27 protein-coding genes and 1 pseudogene are annotated in these 21912 nt (G+C 38.0%); 1 reads left to right on the top strand and 27 read right to left on the bottom strand.

Annotated elements, in window-relative coordinates:
* Positions 1-79: 79 nt before the first annotated feature.
* The 3 genes and pseudogenes from hpf to IGJ93_RS03385 form a co-directional block, all read right to left on the bottom strand.
* Entirely contained in the window at positions 80-634 is a 555-nt protein-coding gene (gene hpf, locus IGJ93_RS03395; RefSeq protein WP_067483801.1) for a ribosome hibernation-promoting factor, HPF/YfiA family, read from the bottom strand.
* A gap of 137 nt (positions 635-771) precedes the next feature.
* Complete coding sequence (locus IGJ93_RS03390) at positions 772-1155, bottom strand: ComF family protein (RefSeq protein ID WP_244897481.1); 384 nt, start codon at positions 1153-1155, stop codon at positions 772-774.
* A 320-nt stretch (positions 1156-1475) separates the two neighbouring features.
* A pseudogene (locus tag IGJ93_RS03385) lies at positions 1476-2423 on the bottom strand (DEAD/DEAH box helicase); the annotation flags it as partial.
* An 87-nt stretch (positions 2424-2510) separates the two neighbouring features.
* Between IGJ93_RS03385 and IGJ93_RS03380 the strand changes: the two are divergent.
* Positions 2511-2846, top strand: a complete 336-nt coding sequence (locus tag IGJ93_RS03380; RefSeq protein ID WP_430597008.1) for a hypothetical protein — start codon at positions 2511-2513, stop codon at positions 2844-2846.
* A gap of 59 nt (positions 2847-2905) precedes the next feature.
* Here the strand turns inward: IGJ93_RS03380 and IGJ93_RS03375 are convergent, their stop codons facing one another.
* From IGJ93_RS03375 to IGJ93_RS03260, 24 genes are all read right to left on the bottom strand, one after another.
* Entirely contained in the window at positions 2906-3688 is a 783-nt protein-coding gene (locus tag IGJ93_RS03375; protein WP_430597045.1) for a peptidoglycan amidohydrolase family protein, read from the bottom strand.
* On the bottom strand, positions 3685-4026 hold the full coding sequence (locus IGJ93_RS03370) for a phage holin family protein (RefSeq protein ID WP_430597007.1): 342 nt from the start codon (positions 4024-4026) through the stop codon (positions 3685-3687). Before IGJ93_RS03370 ends, IGJ93_RS03375 begins: the two co-directional genes overlap by 4 nt.
* On the bottom strand, positions 4023-4316 hold the full coding sequence (locus IGJ93_RS03365) for a hypothetical protein (RefSeq protein WP_430597006.1): 294 nt from the start codon (positions 4314-4316) through the stop codon (positions 4023-4025). Before IGJ93_RS03365 ends, IGJ93_RS03370 begins: the two co-directional genes overlap by 4 nt.
* Positions 4317-4375: 59 nt before the next feature.
* Positions 4376-6535 (bottom strand): right-handed parallel beta-helix repeat-containing protein, encoded by a 2160-nt coding sequence (locus IGJ93_RS03360; protein WP_430597005.1) that lies wholly within the window; start codon positions 6533-6535, stop codon positions 4376-4378.
* Complete coding sequence (locus tag IGJ93_RS03355) at positions 6536-6724, bottom strand: hypothetical protein (protein ID WP_349703171.1); 189 nt, start codon at positions 6722-6724, stop codon at positions 6536-6538. It abuts the gene before it with no gap.
* Positions 6725-8758, bottom strand: coding sequence for a phage tail spike protein (locus IGJ93_RS03350; protein ID WP_430597004.1), 2034 nt, complete (start codon positions 8756-8758; stop codon positions 6725-6727). It lies immediately after the preceding gene.
* A gap of 11 nt (positions 8759-8769) precedes the next feature.
* Complete coding sequence (locus tag IGJ93_RS03345; RefSeq protein WP_349703173.1) at positions 8770-9570, bottom strand: hypothetical protein; 801 nt, start codon at positions 9568-9570, stop codon at positions 8770-8772.
* A complete protein-coding gene (locus tag IGJ93_RS03340) occupies positions 9570-12689 on the bottom strand; it encodes a hypothetical protein (protein WP_430597003.1) in 3120 nt (1039 codons plus the stop codon). The genes IGJ93_RS03345 and IGJ93_RS03340 overlap by 1 nt, the downstream gene beginning before the upstream one ends.
* Positions 12689-13060 carry a DUF5361 domain-containing protein gene (locus IGJ93_RS03335; protein ID WP_413128470.1) on the bottom strand — a complete coding sequence of 124 codons (372 nt, stop codon included), beginning with the start codon at positions 13058-13060 and terminating at the stop codon, positions 12689-12691. The genes IGJ93_RS03340 and IGJ93_RS03335 overlap by 1 nt, the downstream gene beginning before the upstream one ends.
* Positions 13061-13074: 14 nt before the next feature.
* Positions 13075-13335 carry a hypothetical protein gene (locus IGJ93_RS03330; protein ID WP_311798220.1) on the bottom strand — a complete coding sequence of 87 codons (261 nt, stop codon included), beginning with the start codon at positions 13333-13335 and terminating at the stop codon, positions 13075-13077.
* Between the two features lie 16 nt (positions 13336-13351).
* Entirely contained in the window at positions 13352-13750 is a 399-nt protein-coding gene (locus tag IGJ93_RS03325) for a fibronectin type III domain-containing protein (protein WP_349703208.1), read from the bottom strand.
* Positions 13689-14258 carry a phage tail protein gene (locus tag IGJ93_RS03320; RefSeq protein WP_349703176.1) on the bottom strand — a complete coding sequence of 190 codons (570 nt, stop codon included), beginning with the start codon at positions 14256-14258 and terminating at the stop codon, positions 13689-13691. Before IGJ93_RS03320 ends, IGJ93_RS03325 begins: the two co-directional genes overlap by 62 nt.
* Positions 14259-14269: 11 nt before the next feature.
* On the bottom strand, positions 14270-14605 hold the full coding sequence (locus tag IGJ93_RS03315; RefSeq protein WP_376175422.1) for a hypothetical protein: 336 nt from the start codon (positions 14603-14605) through the stop codon (positions 14270-14272).
* Positions 14606-14842, bottom strand: a complete 237-nt coding sequence (locus tag IGJ93_RS03310) for a hypothetical protein (protein WP_430597002.1) — start codon at positions 14840-14842, stop codon at positions 14606-14608.
* Positions 14835-15173 carry a hypothetical protein gene (locus tag IGJ93_RS03305; RefSeq protein ID WP_430597001.1) on the bottom strand — a complete coding sequence of 113 codons (339 nt, stop codon included), beginning with the start codon at positions 15171-15173 and terminating at the stop codon, positions 14835-14837. The genes IGJ93_RS03310 and IGJ93_RS03305 overlap by 8 nt, the downstream gene beginning before the upstream one ends.
* Positions 15160-15558: a phage Gp19/Gp15/Gp42 family protein gene (locus IGJ93_RS03300; RefSeq protein ID WP_430597000.1), complete on the bottom strand. Its 399-nt coding sequence runs from the start codon at positions 15556-15558 to the stop codon at positions 15160-15162. The genes IGJ93_RS03305 and IGJ93_RS03300 overlap by 14 nt, the downstream gene beginning before the upstream one ends.
* Positions 15559-15562: 4 nt before the next feature.
* The gene (locus IGJ93_RS03295; RefSeq protein WP_430596999.1) at positions 15563-15898 is read right to left on the bottom strand and encodes a hypothetical protein; all 336 of its coding nucleotides are present in this window, start codon (positions 15896-15898) and stop codon (positions 15563-15565) included.
* Between the two features lies 1 nt (position 15899).
* Complete coding sequence (locus tag IGJ93_RS03290; RefSeq protein ID WP_349703182.1) at positions 15900-16811, bottom strand: phage major capsid protein; 912 nt, start codon at positions 16809-16811, stop codon at positions 15900-15902.
* A 4-nt stretch (positions 16812-16815) separates the two neighbouring features.
* Positions 16816-17283 carry a capsid assembly scaffolding protein Gp46 family protein gene (locus IGJ93_RS03285; RefSeq protein ID WP_430596998.1) on the bottom strand — a complete coding sequence of 156 codons (468 nt, stop codon included), beginning with the start codon at positions 17281-17283 and terminating at the stop codon, positions 16816-16818.
* Positions 17284-17364: 81 nt separating this feature from the next.
* Positions 17365-18774 carry a terminase gene (locus tag IGJ93_RS03280; protein WP_430596997.1) on the bottom strand — a complete coding sequence of 470 codons (1410 nt, stop codon included), beginning with the start codon at positions 18772-18774 and terminating at the stop codon, positions 17365-17367.
* Positions 18775-18842: 68 nt separating this feature from the next.
* Positions 18843-19115, bottom strand: coding sequence for a DUF6275 family protein (locus tag IGJ93_RS03275; protein WP_430596996.1), 273 nt, complete (start codon positions 19113-19115; stop codon positions 18843-18845).
* Positions 19115-19882: a hypothetical protein gene (locus tag IGJ93_RS03270; RefSeq protein WP_430596995.1), complete on the bottom strand. Its 768-nt coding sequence runs from the start codon at positions 19880-19882 to the stop codon at positions 19115-19117. Before IGJ93_RS03270 ends, IGJ93_RS03275 begins: the two co-directional genes overlap by 1 nt.
* Entirely contained in the window at positions 19875-21335 is a 1461-nt protein-coding gene (locus tag IGJ93_RS03265) for a hypothetical protein (protein WP_430596994.1), read from the bottom strand. The genes IGJ93_RS03270 and IGJ93_RS03265 overlap by 8 nt, the downstream gene beginning before the upstream one ends.
* Before the next feature lie 237 nt (positions 21336-21572).
* Entirely contained in the window at positions 21573-21908 is a 336-nt protein-coding gene (locus tag IGJ93_RS03260; RefSeq protein ID WP_349703188.1) for an HNH endonuclease signature motif containing protein, read from the bottom strand.
* Between the last annotated feature and the right edge of the window lie 4 nt (positions 21909-21912).

Raw genomic sequence — 21912 nt, 5'->3', positions numbered from 1 at the left:
TAAAAATACAGCTTCTTTATGTAAAAAAAACCTTGTGGTATCTAATCAGACACCACAAGGGTTTAAAAAATAGTTATTTTTAGTCAGTTTCAATTAAACCGTATTTTCCATCTTTACGACGGTAAACGATACTTGTACCATTGGTTTCAGCATCTTCAAAGATAAAGAAATTGTGTCCTAACATATTCATTTGTAAGACAGCTTCTTCACTATCCATTGGTTTCAATGACAAACGTTTTGTACGAACGATATCTAATTCAGATTCGTTTTCGCCTTCACCATTTTCTTCATTGAATAATACTGCAGCACTTGCAGTATTCATGCCCGTTTCACGAGATTTGCGGTTGATTTTTGTTTTAAATTTGCGAATTTGACGTTCTAATTTATCAACAACCAAATCAATACTTGCATATAAATCTGGTGAAGTTTCTTCCGCACGTAATACAAGATAAGGTAATGGAATCGTTACTTCCACTTTTGCTGTTTTTTCAGTATAAACTTTTAAGTTTACATGGGCTGTAGCATCGGGTGCATCACTGAAATAACGTTCTAACTTGCCTACTTTTTTTTCAACATAGTCACGAATCGCTTCAGTTACTTCGATATTTTCGCCGCGTACATTATATCTAAACATAAAAATTACCCCTTTCGTCTACCACAATCAAGAAGGAGAAGGACCACTCTTTCCCTCTTCTTATTTATATTATATCGAACTCTAATCTATTTGCAAACTAAATCGCTACCAATTTCACGTATTTTTTAGTTTTTCTTTTATCGTGCTAAAGAAAACGTCCGAATTTTAGTTGGTTGATGCTCTGCAAGACAAGCCGCAGCATGAAATAACGTCTGTCCTGTTGTATACACATCATCAATCAATAAAATTTTACATTGCTTGATTTGCTCCGGCTCAACACCTAAAGCGAACGGCTGAGGCATTGCCAGTCTTTCTTCCCGAGAATGTTGTGTTTGAGTCGACTGATGTTTGACTCGTTCAAGCAATGACTGAAAAGTCACCCTAGCCTCGGTCAACATCTGACTCACTTGATTAAATCCACGTTGTGCCAACCGCTCATTTGATAATGGAATCGGACAAAAAAGATAATCCGGAAATCTTTTTGGTAAACTTTGCCACTGCTTTTCAAACGTTTTAGCCAAGCGAACATCTCCAATAAACTTGTATTGTTGGAACCAAGCTTGCATCGCTTCATCATATTGAAAAAAACTTCTATGGCAAAAATCATATGTCGGGTAACGATTTTTCCAGTAAAGACAATCCGTGCAAAATGTTTTTTGACTTTGTACAAATTGTTTCTCACTCTCTAACAAACTTTTTTGGCAACCATCACAACTGTTTACTGTGGACAAAGGAGTAAATAGTTTGGCACATTGCCAACAAAGTTCACTCGATTTTTTCGGTTGAAAAAGTTCCTTAATGGTTAAATTTTTAATGATTGATTTTTGACAATAGCAGCATTTCATTGTATGAGTTTCCCCGCTTTGTTCATCCTTTTGATTTCTTTCACCGCTTTTTTGATTGCACTCGTTTTTTCATGATAAAAGAAACAGACTTGACTATTACTGAATTCTCCCTTGCGATCAGCTCGACCAGCAATTTGGACCAATGAAGATTTCGTAAAAACTTCATGTTCTGCCCCTAAAACAATAACTGAAATATTTTCGAAGGTAACACCTCGTTCAAGAATCATAGTAGTTAAAAGCACATCATATTTTTGCTGCCGCATCGCTTGTACTTTCTCTGGACGCTTTTCATCTTTTGAAGATACAGATGAAATTTTAATTGTTGGTAACCACTCTGCTAATTTCATTTGCAACTCATTCATCAACTCAATACTTGGACAAAACAATAAGACATGATTTTTTTTTACTAGTTTTTGGATTGCTTTGATTAATGGTTCCATTTTTTTTCGTTTGTTTAAGCATCGGCGCCAATTATTCCAGAAAATGAGTCGAGGCTCAGGTAACAATCGTTGATGAAAACGCAGAGGTAAGTAATGAATCTGAAACGTTCGTTTGATTTCTTTTAACAGACGTTCATCCGGTGTTGCCGTCAAATAAATCAATTGTCCCTCAGGTTTCTTTGCTGTTTCTGTTGCATACCGAAGTCCTTGATCGATAACATAAGGAAACGCATCAATTTCATCAACCACTAGCAAATCAAACGCATGGTAAAAACGATACAACTGATGAGTCGTACAAATAACGAAGGAACTAAACGCATAGGGAATCTGCTGTTTGCCATGAAGTAAAATGATTTTTTCTTCTGGAAAAACTGCAGTAAAACGTAGCCATAGTTCCTGGCACACGTCCACCCGCGGTGAAGCAATCGCAACTCGTTTCCCAGTTGCTAGCAACAATTGCAGAAGCGGATACAGGATTTCTGTTTTACCAGCACCGGTCACTGCAGAGGTTTTTGATAAAACGTAAAATTATATAGTCAAACCTTTCCACTTTTTGATATGATTAAATTGTCATAAAATAGGAGGATGTAAATGAAAAAAGTGGTTAAAGTGGTTTTTATTGGAATGTTAGCTTTGTTGTTTTTAGCTGGTTGTGGTTCAAGTTCTAAAGAGCAGAAAGCTGATTACACAACTGAGCAAGCTGAAAAAGCATTGAATGAAGGTAAATCAATTGATGGAAAGACTGTTAAAATTACAGTAGATGAATTAGTACCTGACAGCGCATTTGGATATAATATTCAAACTGGTGAGCATTTAAACTTTGTTTCATCAGAAAATCCAAAAGTTGAAAAAGGTGATACTTTGGTTGTGAAAGTTACAAAAGTCGAAAGCATGCTAGGTTCGTTTATTATTAGCTACGAAAAATAATCTAATTTCTCAATCTGAATAATATATGTACTGCCTCTCTATCAAAGAGAGGCTATTTTTTATAGTTTATTCGCATTCAAGCGACGTTGTAATTCTTTCACTACATCTGATGGTGCGCTGATAATTCCATCTTGCGTTGTACCAAAATATTTCTGCAATGATTTAATAGTAGCTTGACCGAACAAACCATCTTGTGAAATGTCCAAAAATTTTTGCAACGCTTTGACCACGTTTGATCCAATTAAGCTATTATCAAATTGAGCAGCATAGATATTTTGATTGTACTTCTGTTTGTACTGATGACTAACAACACCATCTTTTCCTGCAGTATCAAAGTATTCTTGCAGACGTCTAGCTGTTGCATTGCCAAATTGGCCATCAAGAGCTAGTTGAATCATTTGTGGTTTATCATCTGTGTTGTTAGCTGAACCACCTTCAATAATTCGATAGAAATTATGCTGCAGTCGCGTTCCCATGTACGCATCATTCGTATCAATCGCAATTCCGTTGTGTGTATATGAACAATGAATAAATGAGCCATTACTTAGAAATATTCCTGTGTGACCAGCCGACCCATTAGAACCGCCCGGAGTTCCGGATACAAAAATATCTCCTCGTTGTACTTCTGAACGACTAATTTTCTTTAGCTTCGTTCCAACCATTCCAAACAAAGTTTCGGTATTCCCCATTGAACCAGAAGGCAAAAATCCACCTGCAATCATTGCTAAGAAAACTGCAGAACTGCAATCGTAACTGTTTGGCCCTAAACGATGCGTCATCGAATAAGTAACTTTACCCAAGCGATTCTGCATCCATTGAATCATGCTTTCTTTACTCATTATTTGACATCCTTTCGCTCAGTGAATTCTTGCCCATCACCGTAGTCCGCTTTTTCGTCAATCTTAGGCGTGTCATATTCCAGCGCTTGTTTACTGTCTGTGACGCCTTGCGTTGTTGGATCAGGAATAACATTCAACGCGTTTACAAGCATCGTGCCCAGTACAAAAGGATTGCTAATTGCGTTAACAATCACATCGCCAATCGCTTTCCATGAAGTTAGATCTTCCGCTTTTAATCCGTAATACGTTAAAACAGGTAAGAAAACCGCAATTACAAATCTAAAAATAAATGTCTTATTTTCAGCCCAGTTAAAACGAATTTTCCAGTTAATATTTTTCATTTTCTAGTCTCCTTAAACAAAGTTATAATTTGCTGGTTATGTTTCACTAACTGCTTATCCTGATCGTCTAAACGCTCATCATGTCTGTTTAATTCGTCATGAATCATAGAACGATCATCCTTGCTAGCTTCTAAGTCTTTTGTCAGTAATCGCAACGTATAATTCACTTCTGACAACGTTTCTGTAATTTTTGCAAACGAAGAAATGACAGGTTTTATCACTAACAAAACAAGAGAGGCAATCGCCGTAATTGAACCAGCAATTGCCCCCCATTTTCCAATATCAATCACTTACTCACCAACTTCCGTAAAGAAAAAGTACACTCGAATGAGCACACTTATCTTTTAAATTAAAAAGCATAATTAAAATCAACAGTCACAAAATCACTTGCATTGTAGACTGCTTCTGAATTGTTCTCTAAATATAAATATCCATCTGTTTTTACTGTTAGACGAGTAATTACCGTTCTTCCCGAAATTGTTGTGCTGATGCCAGTCATGTACTGCTGTATTTGTGGTGGGATAGGCAGTTTCAATAACTGCTTATTTGCTGCATCCACTCCTTTGACAGCACCTTTACAGTAAATCCGTGAACCAATTAGCGAAAACGATACTTTGTTTACAGATGAACTCGTATACTCTGTAATTCCAGACGAAAATTGAAACGGCATTGTTGTAATCACGCTATCATTTGCAATATATCTTGCTTGGGTATATTTAGTTGGATTCGTTACTTTATTATCATGTATGGAAATATCTGTAGTTTGAGCGGTTGCTAAAATTGCACGTGTATTTTCATATCCATCATTGATTGTATTATTTGCGATTTGGCACATTGTTGAATTTAAACCGATTAATACACTTTCTTCTTTTTTTACTTTAGACGTATTTATCAAAGTGTTCGAGTTTGCGATAACAGCAATTGAATTATCCACAATATGAATGCCGTGCACATCACATTCGCTAATCGCATTAGCTGATATTAAAACATTTTCGGAAAACAATTCTAACGCTGCTTCATCTGTATTTGATTTAGAGACGTAAATCCCTGACGAACCACAATTACTAATTACATTTGCAGAGATTGATCCTCGTTTTGATCCTGAAACTGAAATTCCATTGTTAGAAACATCATTAACGACATTTCCAGAAACAGTGAAATCATCCGTCTTGTAAATAAAAATACCAGACCACTTTCCGCCCTCGCAGACATTGTCAGAGACAGTGACATTGGTTACTTTGCCCGTGTTTTGTCCCCACAACGAAATTGACGACACGTACTGTTCTGTAGCTTTTGACTGCACTATGGTATTGCCAGTAATTACAATCTTACTTGTATTCACGCTCATATTTGTCTGAACACCGTTTGAGTCAACTGTATCTTCTGGGCGCTCAATAATTGTGTTGATAACAATACCAGAAGCGCAGTTATAAAGCCTGTTGTTTTTTATAACTACATCTGTCCAATTATAGCCGCGGATTCCTACCGTCAAACAATCATGAATTTCGCAATCTGAAATGGTAATACGTTCAAATTGTTTATCCACTACAGCAGAATGACTTTCTACTGCACGCCCCCAAGAGCCAAGTTCACTGCTGATAAATTTACAACGTGCGACTGAAATATTTTTGGCAGGTGTATAGTCAAAACTTTGGTGATCCACATATAGATCTCCAAAAGCACCTTCCTTATCTAAATCAATTTGGATTGCACCGCGATAGGCCTCACCAATATATCCCTCAAAAACGCAATCCCGAACAGTGACACCATCCGAACTGTTAATCTCGATAGCATGACCATTATTGATATTTTTGACATGGGCATTTTTAATCATGACATTATGTGAGTGGCAAAAGAAAAAGCACTGACCTGTTGCTTGATTATTCGTGTAGAAATCCCAAAATCCACCATCAATCGTGATATTGCCATTTCCATTATATTGTGTTTTCGGCGCATCATGTAATTCAAAATTTAAAGTGAAGTTTTTGTTATGATATCGTAGAAATACGGCATTCTCGCCACACAACAAATGGGTTCCATCAAGCAAAATTAGCTCTTTAGTTAATTTGTATTTTCCATCTGGAATAAATACTTTAGTATTCGCAACTTTTGCAGCACGAATAGCAGCTTGAATCGCCTCTGTGTCATCTACAATTCCGTCTCCCGCAGCACCGTACCAACGCACGTTTATCGACAAATCTTGGATGTCTTCATCTACACTATTTAAGCGATCTTTTAGTAAAGGAAACTTTTGCCCACGAATATTCGTTCGAGCTTGTACTACTTCTGCATCGCTTGTTCCAGAATTAATAATTAAATCATCAATTTCACTTCTGAGTTTAGAGACTTCGATTTGAGCTGCTTCTGCTACATCACTCGCTTCTTTTGCAGAATTATAGGCATTTTCGCTATTTTTTTCTGCACGATTTGCTGGATCTATTGCAAACTTGTTAATTTTAACGCGACCATCATTTAGATAATCTGTTTCGTTAATATGTTCAACAGCCATCTAATTCACCACCTTAATCGATTGAATATTGATCGTAGAATAGATATTTTCTCCAAATACTAAAAAATCATTTTTTCTATTGCCCATTTCATCTTTTTCAGTCAACTTAGTGAATGTTTCTTTAGCATCATAGCTATCTACTTCAATAATGTCAGCATCTTTGCTGTGCTCTTTAATTTCTAATTTCATTTAGAATTCTCCTCCAAGCTGTGACTTAATAAACACTCTTAGTGTGACTTGCGCTTCTATTCTAGCTAAATTATTAGGTGTCATAACAATTTCATGCCATCCCTTTTGGATTGTTCCATCTTCATTTTTTTGAAGGTAAGGCACTAAATTAAATCGTTCTTTGCTTGTTTCAGTGCCAGAAATAGCATTGCCGTCTACAGTGATTTTTACCTGACTTGCTCGTTCCCTTGCTTCATAAATGCCGTACTCGATTTCGTGCGTGTGATTTGGCAATGTAATCTCATGTGTATGACTTGGCAAATTTATTTCATGTGTATGATCTGGCAATGTGATTTCATGGGTGTGGTTTGGAACGGTAAAGTTGTGACTATGGGCCGGTATATTGATAGATACTCTATGTGTGTGGGCTGGAATGGTTACATTGTGTGAGTGATTGTCCGCTGCTTCTGCAGTATAGATATCATTATTCGCACCTTGAAATTCCAAAAGGGAACTTCCATACGCTTTGTACCTTGTCGTTTGAATCGGACCAAGTTCACTAGTAGGCGAAAACATTCTATGTCTGTGACTGCCATTCGCGCTGGACGTTTGTGTTGATCCGCCACCACTTTCAGAAGTATTGCTTTGAACACTTGCCCCACCAGATTGAGTCGAACTAGCTGTATAACCACCAGAACTTGTGGATTTTACAATACTGCCACCGCCGCCAGTCGCTTTTACAATAGCGCCACCAGCTTTTGTACTTGTCACTACTGCACCGCCACCTTCGATAGCTTTCGAATACGCTCTGAATGCAGAAGTATCAAAAGTAAGCTCGCAAGTATTGATTTTTACTACATCATCATCAATGTAAAATTTGAATTTTACTGGGTAGGTTGGATCGCAATTATCAGCTTTGTCATAATTAAGAATATTCGTTGCGCCTTGAGAATAAAGCTGATTGATTTGAATGTTACGTTCATTATCAGCTTGTGTTGTTCCTAAATCACTTGGCACATAACCAACAGACAACTGCAAGTCTTGCGGATTGCCGAAAACGTCTGTTTTTGATTCTTTTAAAATTCGTAAATTCAATGTTCCGAATTTTTTTGTTTTTACTTGAATGACTTTGTTTAATCGTAATTCATCAATTTTAGGTATTTTTTGGTTTGGCTTTTGAGGAATAGCTTTGATTAAGTCAACTGCATCAATGGACCATGAAACACTCGGTAATTTCCATTTGTTCAGCAAAGCTTTAGTTGAGCTAAATAGACTATTCGCATCTGTAAACCTACGATCCGACCACACGTATTCAATCAATCCATATTTTGCAATAGAAGCCGAATCTTCTACATAATATTTTTTCGTTGGATTTACTTTTGCGATATTTAACTGATTGATTCCTTCGCCTTGACCAAGTGGATAGATTCTATTGATTAACTGATTAGGATTACTTTCAACTGTAAAACCTTTTAGATTGTGTCCTTCCCAAACACGCGCGGTAACGTCCATTGGCGGTTTCACTAAATTGAGCGTCCAAGGATATGTCTTCGTGTCAAATGTCCACATATACTCCTCATCAAAGGGTTGAGGAATACTCCAAATCGCATCAATCAAGCCATTTTCATTCTCCCAAGAATATTGAAAGTAGCGAGCGAACTCACATTTTCCTAATTTCCAATGAGTGACTTTTTGTAAACTTAATAAGTAATTTAAAACATCTACTGTTTTTGTATTTGGACTAATTTCGTGATAACGAAACATCACGCTATCCATCAAAGTTGATAGCACATGAAAACACGAGAATTTCACTCGATTATTTTCAACGCTGATTGCTGTTTCAGTTGGCATCACTCGAAAAAGTCCAATGTACTCATTATCGCTGTCAACAAATTCCACATAGCCCAATTGTTGAACCTTATCAACTTTTGGATCATCGAGTGGTAAACAAAAAGAAGCAGACCAAATTGAATTGGTTTGCTTCTCGTAGCTGACATTAAACGCATTTTCAAGATATGCTGTCGTTTGTCTATTAATATTCATTGCTTTAAGCATTTCACCACTCCTTACAAAACATCTCGATACTTGATTGTCAACGAAAAGTTCATATTTGTTCCTGTAACCACAATTTTTTGATTGGGCATAATGTAAAAATCATCCATTTCAATAATCTTTTCGCTTCCGTTGAAATAAGCGACAAACATTTCTGTATCAATTTTAATAGTTTGATTTGAAAAAGTGCCTACTGAAATCACTCGATTTCCGCAAGTAATTTTCACGTTTGTTCCTGTCCCAACAAGCGTAATTTCTGGCTTCACTGCGTTTCCTTCAACAAACGAATTGATGCTTGTATTAGATACGATTTTCAAAGCATTTGCGCCAGTTCCAGTATTGCCAAGACGATACCCTGCCTGAAATGAAATCTTTTTGGATCCCCACAAAATCTCATCTGTCGAAACATTTGAATATTTCATGCCATCCAAGCTAACGATTTCGAGAATAAATGTCGCGGCAGTTGAATAAAGCTTTGGAACAGGCGCTACTGCGATTTTTCCCCAGTAGTAAACGTCAGGTTCCAAACTCTTTTGAATTTTTACGATTCGTGGGTAACCAAATTCATCAAGAATAAATCGTTTAAAGGCTCTAATCTTGTATGAGCGTTCTACTTCCGTTTTTGCAAGTACGATGACAGGAAATTTTTCGCTAAAAGAGCCTACCTCATCCCCAAAGTCATATAATCCCTTTTTGCCTGGTATTTTTACTGTTTTAGATGAGATTGAACCGAATAGCTCTTGTTCATTTCCTTGCGTGTTTTTCATACCGAAATCATCTAAAGTATATTCGTCATCGAAAGTCAATACGTCCATTAAACGCTCACCCCTCTTCTAAAACCTTTTTTAGTTGCTGCGTCGTTACTCATTTTCTCTAAAGCAGTAGCCATTTTTGTTTTTGTTTTGTCAACAAGAGAGTCACCATCTAGCAAAACATCGAAATCCTTTTCTAAAATGGCAAGCAAGATATTAGTTATCGTGTCTAATGATTCACTGTTATCTGTTGTAGTATCGACTTTTGAACTTGTAACGATAGCTCGGCTAGTCGCCTCTTTTGTAACATTCATGCTGATATCGCTATCGTCAAAATTCAGCAAGCTATCTGTTGAAGTGATTCCGCTTGCCAATGATTGAACATTTTTTAATTGGTCATGTAAATTGCTAGTGATTGTTTTTCCTGCGTTCAATAAAGCGTTTGTTGGATATTTCGCATTTTTATCAATACCAATTTGCCAACCCAGCATCATGTTTTGACCAATCATATCTCGCATCCATCTTGATGGCGAATGAATGCCCAATGCGCTTTGGATTCTCCCTTTGATATTTCCTGCAACTTCTGAAATCTTTGAAGCTACTGAATCGACCATCGAACCAATACCATTTATCAAGCCTTGAATCAAATTTTTACCTGTATCGTAAAGGCTATCTGGGACAAATACACCAACAATTGCATCTAGCAAGTTTAGTGCTGCGTCACGAATATCTCCCTTTCGATTCCTAATGTTAGTAGCAAAGCCATTGATTAAAGTAATTGCAGCGTTCATTAATCTGTCTTGTGCGTCTATAACTCCTCGCACCATTGCATCGACTAATCCCATTGCCGCATTCACAATGTCGGGTATTTTATTCGCAATACCTGACAAAAATTTAACGATTAAGTTCACCGCTGCATTGATTATCTGGTCTAAGTTATTCGCAATACCATTAACAAAATTGACAATCAATGTAACTGCCGATTGAATGATGTCGGGCATTCTTGATGCTAAAGCATTGAGAAAACTAACCATCAAATTGACTGCAGTATTTACGATTGTTGGCATATTTTGAATAATCACATTCGCAAAATTAATAATAATATTTAACGCTTGTTGCGCTACTTGACCAATATTATTTGCGATGCCTTGTAAAAAAGTAATCAACAAATTGAATCCGGCCTGCAAAATCATCGGCAAATAAGCATTTAGTGACGTGAGCCACGTAGTGATCAAAACTGCGGTATTTGCTACGAGTGATGGAATAGCTAATGTAATACCTTGTAACAAACTGTTTATTAGATTAGTTCCTGCTAAAATAATCTGTGGTAGAGCTACTGTAAATGCTGCAAGAAAAGCAACAATAATTTGCGTTGCTGATAATACAATTATCGGAATAAGCAACAACATTGAAGTCGTAAAAGCAGTTATTAGTTGTGCAGCTGCTAATGCGATTTGTGGTAATCCCTGTGCGATACCTGAAATAAAACCAGCGATAACTCTCAACCCACCAGCGATAATGCCCGACAAAGCATTTGCAATAGCTGTCAAAATACCTTGCATAGCTGTACCAAACGACGTCCCAATCTCAGGCGCATTTTGTTTAATTCCACTTGCTAACGTACTAAAACTAGAAATCATTTGGTCGATACCAGCTTTTACTTCTCCACCGCCTAAAACTTTAGCAATTAAAGTAAATGCTTTTATCGCTAAACCGATCGGACCTAGCAAAGCTAAAATAACGGTTTTCACTACTTTGAAAGCTACGCCAAACCAGTCAACTGATCCAGCCGAACTTGATGCCTTCTTGCCGATATTCCCAATAGCGTTAGCTACTTTGTCACCTATTTCAGAAACAAGCTTCATGCCATTTGATAATGCTTTTGTGACTGTCTCAGACTTAGCAAAATTGCTGATTAGCTCTTTTGCTTTACCAGCAACATTATTGATACTGTTACGAACGTTTTCGTTTGTTTTGTATAGATACATCAAACCTGCGACAAGTGCCCCAACCGCAACTAATATCACGCCAAATGGATTAGCTAGCATTGCTGCTTTCAACACTGTGAAGGCTGTTTTGATTCCCGTTATTGCAGTTTTTAGAGAAGTAAATATACTGATTGCACCTTTAAAAGCTAAAAATCCAGCTAGCGCGCCTAACGCAACTGAACCAAGAAATTTGAACATTTCTGCGTTCTTTTGAATCCAATCAACCATTTTCCCAAAGACAGGAAAAGTTTCACTGATAGAACCGAGCAATTCGCCGAATGCCGATTTCACATAAGGAATTGAAGCTTTAATAAACGTCACAATTGCGCCCGGCAATGCTTTCAAAATATTAGCTACCATTGGAATAAAATTGCCAACTAAGAATGTCGATGTCGTTTCGGCTAGCTGGTTTAATGACGGTTTAATATCTTGCCCAAGCGCCATTTTACCTAGCACGTTAGAAAACGAAGCTTTCATTGCTGCAAACGAACCACTGAACGTTTCTGCTGCTTCTTTTGCTGTTGTGCCTGTAATATCGAGCTTGCCTTGAATTGCATGAATCGCATTGTAAACATCGCTTAAATTACTAATGTCATATTTCACACCAGTCAATTTTTCAGCATCAGTTAACAAGCGTTGCATTTCTTCTTTTGTACCGCCATACCCAAGTTTCAAGTTATCTAGCATGGTGTAATTCTGCTTAGCGAAACCCTGATAAGCATTTTGAATATCGCCCATGTTCGATCCCATTTTGTTGGCATTGTCTGACATGTCAATCATGGCCATGTTCGCAACATCTGCTGCTTTCTCGGTGTCTCCGCCAACTGATTGAAGCAAACTAGCACTAAAACTGGTTACATTTTCCATGTAAGCATTGGCGGATAATCCAGATGTTTTATATGCTTCATCTGCATATTTTTTCACTTTATCCGCACTGCCTTTGAACAGTGTTTCGATACCACCGAGCGACTGTTCAAGGTTCGCACCTTCGGTTAAAGCAGCGCCAATCGTTTTACCAATTGCAGCAGTAGCAATGACACCTTTTACAACAGTAACGAGCTTGCTTCCTAGACTATTACCAGCGCTTATACCAGCCGAGCTAGCTTCTGGATCAAGCTGTTTTGAAATAGCGCCCGAAATTCCTTTCGCTGATGGAATAATTTGCACATACGCTTGTCCTAACTCAGTTGCCATTAACTATCGCCTCCTTCGATTAAACGTTGACGTACGCGTTCAAACTCCTCGCCAGAATTAAACACAATTTCGCTTTTTTCTTGTTTTGTAGAATTCGTCAAACTTTCTGAAATTGAAGTTGGACGATTGACCCCTTTTTGCCCATCCTTTGTTTTGAACCAAATCAACAAACCTAGCTTGTCACTAATGCTTGCTAGCAATAGCGTATCGAGCGGCACTTGTTGATTATTCAACTTCATATGGATTCGAGAATCTTGTTTTAAACCACAAGAAAAAACAGCTACAGTCGAAACTGGTAGCTGTCTGTAATCGTATATATGATACGTTTCTGCAAGATCGCATATTAGCGCTTCTTCATCAATCTGTATCATTCTAGCAAGGGTTATTAGTTTTTTAATTTAGGATTGTTTAAAACGTCTGTGAATTCTTCCGTCAGTTTTGCCATTGGAACAAATCCGTCTTCGGTGCGAATATGGTCTTTTAGTTTTTCTAGTTGCTCCTTGCCAAAAAGCATTTTCAACACTTTCGGCAATTTCGAAGCATTTTCATCTGTTTCTGCGATAGCTTCGATAAACTCGTAATTTTCCACTTGTTCTTTTTGGATTTGATACGCGAAACCTGATTTAGTTTTTCCTGTGATAATCATAATGTTCCTCCTGATTTTATTCTTTCGTTAAGATAACTGGCTCTGACCAATCAGAACCTAATTTGTTCTCGTTTAAGTACGCAGCTTTTTCGATGTCATTCGACCCAACTCCGATTTCATTAAAGGTTTGAACGTACAAATAGATTTTGTCACCAGCTTGTAATTCTGGCACATCTGCTGTAGATAACGACCACTCGTTTGTTTCTGAATAGCCCATGAAAGTTGCTTTATGCGGATCAGATTCATTAGCATTTGAATAGTGAACAACATAGGCTTTTGCGTCATTCACAGCGTCCCAGTTCAAAGAAATTGCTCCTTCTTCATTAAGAACCCCAGTAACGTTCTGGGGCGCATTAGGGTGTAGGTTGTGAAGAAGGTTTTTGAATATATTCGTAGTGAGTATTTTCTTTTGCATCAGGTAAAGCAGTAATCGTTGTTTCATAACCGCTTGCTTCATCGTCTTTATAGACAATTTCCCCAACCTCTGACACTTTGCCATTAGGAACCACAATACGTTTTAAGATACCGCCCTTCATGATCATTTCTACAACTAAAGCATGTTCTTCCATCGGTGTAGAGTTCGCTTTGATGGCAATTCCTGTTTCTAGAGTTCCCGATACGTTCGCATCTCCATATACTTCTTTCAGTACATCTGGATTCAAAGCTTCAATTAAAGTGTAAGCAAAAGTGTCTTCTTTGGAAGTTTGCACTACAGCAACCGTGTCACCGCCCCAAGCTTTGATATTGTCCGATTCTGGACTATTTGTGTTTGTCATCCCGTCCTCGGAAATATAGCCTAGGCTTTTAAATGCTTCGGCAAGTTCATCAACTGCGTTTGTTGGTAATGTTGTCCCCAGCGGAGCTGAATAGACCGCACCGCCAATTTTCGGTTTTGCAGTTGTTACATTTTTTACATCTGACATGTTTGTACCTCCTAGTAATGGTTAATATCAAATACCGCTTGATAGCGATATTCTTTGGTCGTTGTATCTGTGAAATTGTAATCACTGTTTAATCTAACGTTGCTGATTTCATCTAACATCAGCAAATTTTCAACGACTGTCTTAACTTCTTCGTTAAGCTTTGCTGCTTCATACATTGATTCGGCGTAACTTTGAAATGCGAAAGTTGACGATGGTAATTGATTTCGTTTTGAGCTTCCCGTTTTTTCAAATAGCACGAACCGTTTTGGCATTTTGCCTGTCCGTTCTAAAAAAGCCGGCACAGACAAATGAACATCGAGAAATTGCTTAATGACAATCTCAATCATTTATCGCACCGCCTTTAGTAACGTATTATTTTTCATGTTGTCTCTTTTTGCTTTGTAAGAGTCAGCATAGACCATCGCATTTGCACGAGTTTTCCCAACGTACACATCTTGCCCGTAGCCTTCTCCAGCGCGATTTTTAATCGCTGTTGCCTTTTCAGCCAATACGCCTTGCATTTCTGCGGACTTCAAAAGTTGCCCAACGCCAGAATGGTTGAGTTTGAATTTTGATTTAGACATAACGCTCCACCATCACTTTCTTATTCCAAGCCAAAGGGATCAAATCGGCAATTCCTTCCGTCGGAAAGCCGAAAGTCCGCCAACGTTCGCCAAAAAATTTGACTTCTTTGTCTTCCCAATCGTGCGTATCGCCTTTTGGAATGCCTAAGGTGTAGACGGCTTTTTTTCCAGTTAAAGTCATTTGATTGACGATATCGTCTGATGACGTAGGACTAACAAGCACGTTCTCAACTTCAATGTCCCCATCTTCATAAATTGGGCTGCCGAATGGATCAGTTCCTGTTTTTACTTTATCCACTAAAATGATTGTTATACCTTTAATTTTCGCCATAAAAATCAATCACCCCATAACGCTGACGTCTTAAACCCAAGCGATTTAGCTCGCTATTTTTTATGAATAAGCCACCGCCTGGCACAAGATAAGAGCCAGACCAAGAATAGCCCAAAGCACTCTCTGTCGTCTGCGTCATTGGCTCCTGATCGGTTGAGGTCATAAGTGTACGTGCAACAATGTCGACCGTCACAGACTTAACTACATTGGTAAAATAAGGTGGCTTTTCATCAATCATCTTGTCTAAGTCTTTTCCCACTCGTCCAGCTTCTTCACGTAATGAATCAGAAACGATTTCAAGCAACTTTTCCGCTCGTTCATGTTCGCCTTGTTTCAAAGGACGCCACAAACTTTCTAAGTCTTCAATCGTTGCAAAAGGTTCCACGAGATCACTCCCCTTGTGCCATCATTAAGTCATACAATTCTTGTTTTTTAGCACGAGGGTTGTATTCAATCCCAAATGCATCAAGTTCTTGCTTAATTTGCGGAACAGTAATTGAATCAAAATTTTCATCACCTGTTTTAGATTCAATTCCTTCTTGTTGCTTTTCTTGTTGCTTTTCTTGTTGCTCTTCTTGTTGTTCTTGTTGATGTTCTTCATCAATAACTTGATGAATTTCTTGTTTAATCTGTTCTTTTGGTTTTTCTACACGTGCCCAATCGTCGCCAGAAATAACAAAGGAACTGTCAATGACAGCTCCTGTCTTAGTATTTTTGTAACGCATATTATTCGCCACCTTCTGCAGTAGTTTCAACGATACGAGCGAACATTTCAGGTGCCAAAATTCCCCATCCAAGGTATGCTTCTGCACGTACATAAATTTGGTTATGTCCTTTCAAGTCCATACCAGAGTTGTCAGGATCACCATATTCAATAATTTCCATTGGGATTTCTTTTGCATAACCCCATTTAAACGCATTTGCAAAATCACCAATTACCGCACGATCGTTTACAGTATCATTCATATCAGACACCGTTTTGTTAACATCTGTTGGCAACCCATTGATAGTTGATGGTGCATTTCCCCACGCTAAATCTGGAAACATTGGATTTCCTTGCTTATCTTGTTGTTTTGCTAAAGCAGACCGGAATGAAGGACTGATTGCCATTCCGGTCACTTCGCCTTCGGAACCCGTCACTAATTCAATCGCACTTTCTACAGCACCATTAGGATCTGCAAGTCCAGTTGTCATTTCTACTTTTTGTGTGACTTTAGCATCAAAATGATTTGTACCAATAACGGTTGACGCTTGGCCTGTTCTAGGAACAACCCCATGAAAAGCCATCAAATCAATACCGCGAGCGACTTTTTTTGCAAAACCATCGTTAAAAGATTCAAGAATCTCAATTTGTTCTTCTTCTGAACCATACATAAATTCATCGGAAATACGTGCACCGTATTCGATTTTAATCGGTGCCATTTTTTGTGGTGTTAAGGTCATCCCACCATGTGACTTAGCTCCGCTTTCTGCAACAATGTCAATTTCAGAATCCATTGTAAAAGTGAATACTTTTTCTCCGTTAAACGGGATTGGTTTTTGAGCTGATAAACGTGCAAGTGAGCTTTTTCCTTTTACTTTACTAATTAAATCTGTTACTAATTTTGGTTCAAATAAAGTTCCTTTTTCTAATGTCATGTTTTTATTCTCCTTCTTTTTTTAGTCCATTTAATAAATTTTTGTAAGCAATGGTTTTATCTTCTTTTGGTGCTGATTCTGTACTTTTTAGTGGTGGAGGTGTTTGTTGCTTTTTGCCTACAAAACCTGCCAAACGCTCTGCATCGGCTTTAATGCTTTTCTCGTCATCGCCAACTAAACGGTCAGCTAAGTCGATAGGCAAGCCATTTTGAATGGCAATTCGAGTTCGCAAGCTTGCTGTTTCATAGCCTGCGATTTTTTTGTTAAGGTCTGCTACTGTGTCGTCATGTGTTTTAATCTTTGCATTCGATTCGTCAATCGTTGTTTGCAAAGCATTCAATTTTGATTCGTACGATTCATTTTCACTTTTTAATTTGTCATAGTCCGCATATTTTTCACGTTCGCGAGCTAATCTATCCTTGATAATTTGGTCAAGTGCCTCTTGTGTTTCAATTGGTTTAAAATCTGACATAATAAACGTCCTTTCTCCTGCTTGCCCGGCAGTTCGGTAATTTTGTGTATTAAAAAAACGACTATCAAAATTGATAATCGTTTAATACCTGATTTGTTGTTTTTTCTTGGGCTTAACATTGCTACATGCCCAATGTGCTAATAAAGCACTATCCATAAGACCAATGTCCATATCTTCAAATTGCGATTTATACCCAAATCCACCATTTGACCCAATATTACGTTTTTCACTGTTTGTAACGACTTGTGTTAATGATGGTTGGTCACAATGACAAATGCTTTTTTGGTAGATTCCTTGCTCCCACAAAGAGTTTGCGGTAATAATTTCGGAAACTCTCGGCAAGATTGGTTCTTTTAGTCTGAAATCTTTCATTTCAGTTGCTAAAATATTCTGGCCGCCTGCACCATCAATCGTTACACTTTCAACTTTTGCTTGTTTCAAGAAATTAATAATCCATTGATTCCCATTTCTGACTGATTGGCAGTCAATTGCTTCAATGAATATTTTTCCTGATAAAGTTTTGACAGCGATACTCATTGACACGTTTGCGCCATCGTTGCCGTATTTGATGCCAACATGAAGTGGACCCTTTAAAACAGGCAAAGCATTCACTTTCAACGCTTCCCAGTCATTTTTTGAAATAGCCGATTTTTGATTGTATTTAGGCCAATAGCCAAGACGTTGTACGTTGTGATCTAGCTTGTCTTCGCCGAGTTCAGCTTCGATTTTACGTTCATTTAAATGGTAACCCATTGATGGATTCGAATTGTACCAAGCTTCCACATCGTGAATATCTTTGATTTCATCAACTGACCATTCTGCCCAACCTGAATACTTAGACTGACCGAATAACGTATTTTCGCGATAGTTCGTAAACACTGTACCAGATGAAACCGGCGTTGGCGGTGTACCACACATAATAGTCAAAGGATTTTGGCTGTCGGTAACTGTATACTTCAAAGCCGATTCTTGCTCTATAGTGTACTCTTGCGCTTCATCAATGATTAAAACGTCAAAGCCTTCACCAAGACCGCCGTTTGACGTACGAGTTCTAAACTGGATAACGCCTCCTGATTCGTACAACTCTATGCGTTCTTGCCCTTTTGCTTTAATCGAGTTGAAATCTTGTCCGTCAACGTACCCACTATCTTCAAGATATTTCTTCATTTTTTCAAAGGAAGAATGTGACGTACTAATCCTGTGTGCTGTATGCAAAACATTTAGTCCGTTTTCCAACGCCCACAATTCGACATCATAAACAATTTCTGTCTTACCATTCCGCCGAGAAATCGAGAAACCAAATTTTTGGTGAACCCACAAGCCGTCATCATCAATAGCCATCACGCTTTTTAGCAAATCTCGTTGCCATTCGTAGCATTTACGACCTGTTTTTTCATAGTATTCAATCGCTTCTTGATACAAAGATTTGTCATATGGCAATATTACCGATTGAGTAGGATGCTGATTACCAAAACGCGCTTTAGTAGTCATAGCTTTCCCCTTTCAATCTCAATCAAACCTTTTATAGCCGTGCTTAGGGCAAAATAAATATCCTTGCTTTAAGGTTTTATAAGTGTAATGCAGATGTTTTCCTGCTTTTTATAAACATCTAAATAAAATTCACTTTTATCACCGTTATAAGTTACTTCAAAATACAAGCCATCACCATCGATGTTTGTTGAAAGTAAAGCTTTGTTATTCTGTAATGCCTTTGTTAGCCAAACTACATACAGATTGGTTTCATTAAGTCTTGGTGCTAACGACCCTTTTCGAGCGTTATAAGATTCAACAATAAGTTCTTTGCATTTACTTACAAATTCTTGATTTCCCATTATTTATCCCTCTTTCTTAAATTCAGTGTTTTTCTTATTGCAATTTTTTCTTTTTGCTTTTGTTCTCTCCATTTTTTCGTGTGTGAGTTCTGAACTCTGCGACCATCTTTAGGATTGTATTCAACTGTGCATCTGCAACGCTCATGTCGTCGATAGATGTCGTCTGGTGCGTTGTAATAGTCATATGTTCCAGCTAAGCTTTTACACCAGTCACAAGCATCACCACGCATTTTTCTTGTAAGCGTCGGTTCAAGCCCTGTATTTGCATGAAAATCAACATTAGTTGCAATAACATCATCAACAATCGACTGACTAAAATTGATGATAGGATCATCCAAAAGCCATTTAACATCCTCAAAACTGTTTGCACTAGAAAGTTTATTGACTAGCCCATCGACACGATCTTGATTAAATTCTGGAGTTTGGCTTTTTAAATGCAAGTTTGCTTCATCGTTTAATAGTTTCTGTACATCAACAGCAAATCCAGAAATCAGTTCATAGTTTTTCTTCAAAGTTGAATTCAAAATACGTTCTGCGATATTAAAATACATTTTTCCATCTGGTAAAATTTCTGCAGTAACATTAGTGCCGAAAACATTCGTAAGAATTTCACCAACTTCAATCGCAAAGTCGTTTACATCGAGATAATTTGCTTTTTTGGACTCTAACAGCTTCACCGCTCTTTTTAGTTTTTCACTGTTATACGTTTGTTCATCAAATTGTGATTCAATCGTAGCAAGAAGTTCTGGGACAATGTCATCAGCCATTACCCTCATCTCCTTCAACGTTTGTATCTTTTTCTAGCATTTTGATAGCTTCCTCGTTTGAAAAACCAAGTTTGGTTAGCATCAAAATTGCATTATTTTTGGTGATTTTCCCTTCAACCCATTTTTGAAGCAAACTCGTAATTTCATAAGTTGAAATTTTTCTTTCTTGGTTTTCGACTTCGTTTTCGTTGCTTTGTGTTGGTGTAGATTCAACAACTACCGGAATTTCTTCTCCACCAACAATCCCGGTCAAATCTTGAATTGTATTTCTATCCATAAAGCCCGGAATTGCTTGATTTAGCTTAATTGCGCCATCACCAATCATGCTAAGCATACTTGCATCAGATTCGAATAATGGCTCCCATTTTGGCACAGTAGCATTAAATTGATATCGTCGATATTCCATTTCATCTCTTAAACACGCTGCAACATAAGCAACATTCAATAGACCGGAACCAAGAGACCGCTGCGCCTTTCTTCCAGCAAGTCTCAAATTTTCATGACTTGCTTTAATTGCCTCAACACTAGATGGATTGTCTGAAACAAAACCTAAATCATCCATTGTCAAACCTGTTTCACCTGCAAATCCAGCAGCAGCCGTTTTGAGTTGTTCAGTAAATGGCGACATGCTCGAAGTAGTGAACTGTCCCAGTTTAGGGCTATCACCGCCTTCGTCTTTAGTGAATTGAAGCATAGCGGAAATGGTAGCTTTCCACGCATCTATCGGTTCTGCTTCTTGGCTAATTCCTGTAACGTATTTTTGTGGGAAACTGTAGAATTCTGCTGTAACATCCGCTCTTTCTAAAGTTCTCTTTGCATAACGTTGCCAATACATACCAGAGCGAGTAATGCGTGAGCGTCCAAACGGTCGGACAGCATCAGGACGGTGTATAAGCGGTACAAGCAAAGGAATCTTGAATTCGTGCGTGGTTCTTTTTGGCTTGCCAGTCACATAATAGTAATCGGTATATCCCGGTCCAAAATAGGCTTCAATCGTCGGACTATTGTATTTATCTCGTTCAAGAACTGCATAACCTTCTGTTAGCAAACCCGTAATCGGATCAATAATGCCTGTCGCGTTGCTTGCCTCTATGACTTGTAGTCGAGGTAGTTCGTCCTCCCCTTTCGAGACATAAACAAAAGCGCATGATGCAATCAAAGCTGAAAGCACTGCGCTGTCAAAAAACACATCAGGGTTATTTGCTTGAAAAATCTCATTTACTTCAAAATCGTCATTTACGAACTCTCGAAAAACAAGACGATCTGCAAGGCTATCTACTGCTTTTGCTGACCAGCCCAGAACTGATCTGTAACGTCCTCTTACTTGCTTAGGAATCGTGACGCTGACGTCTTGATCAATGTATTTCATCGCATATTGCTTGTAACGCATATCAACACGATTTTTGTGCGTATTTAGCTTATTTCGCAAGTATTCTATACCTTGCAATTCCATTTCATCACTCCTTTCAAATATCGCGCGAGAAAAAATGTACAGTGACTGCGTGAACCACGGAGCAAGCACCGGTGGGGTGGGTATGCCCCCTCTTTTTTAAAGAACATTGATTTATCAACGTTTCTTTTTTTATTTTTTTCATAAATGCTGTTAAATCAACGTTTATAACCTTAAAGACTTAAAAAATAAATAATTTTAACGTTTTTTTGCTAATTTAGCGTATTATAAGTAATTTTGCTATTTTTGCTGATATAAAGCCCAATTCAAGCTTTGTGGCAAGTTTCTATTGCCAATAACTTTTGTTTCTTCCTTCTTAACGTTAAATAACTTATCCGACTTCTGCCTGTTGCACGTCCAGTGCGCTAGCTGAAGGTTCTCTATCGCTGACGGATGTCCTCCTTTATTTATTGGAATGATGTGGTCAATTACCGGGCTCATTGGATCAGGAGCTTTCAGATGTTTATTGACAGGCTTTCCACAGATTCCACAGACGTTTTCAGTCTTGAGTAATCTCTTTCTATTCTTATCGAATGCAACACGGTGTGCGCCTTGTTTGTCCGCTCTTAGTGCCATGATG

This window comes from Enterococcus sp. DIV0174 (genome assembly GCF_050529065.1).
GTDB lineage: Bacteria > Bacillota > Bacilli > Lactobacillales > Enterococcaceae > Enterococcus_B > Enterococcus_B thailandicus.
The sequence above is the reverse complement of the archived record's forward strand: the minus strand, read 5'-3'. Positions and strand labels throughout refer to the sequence as shown.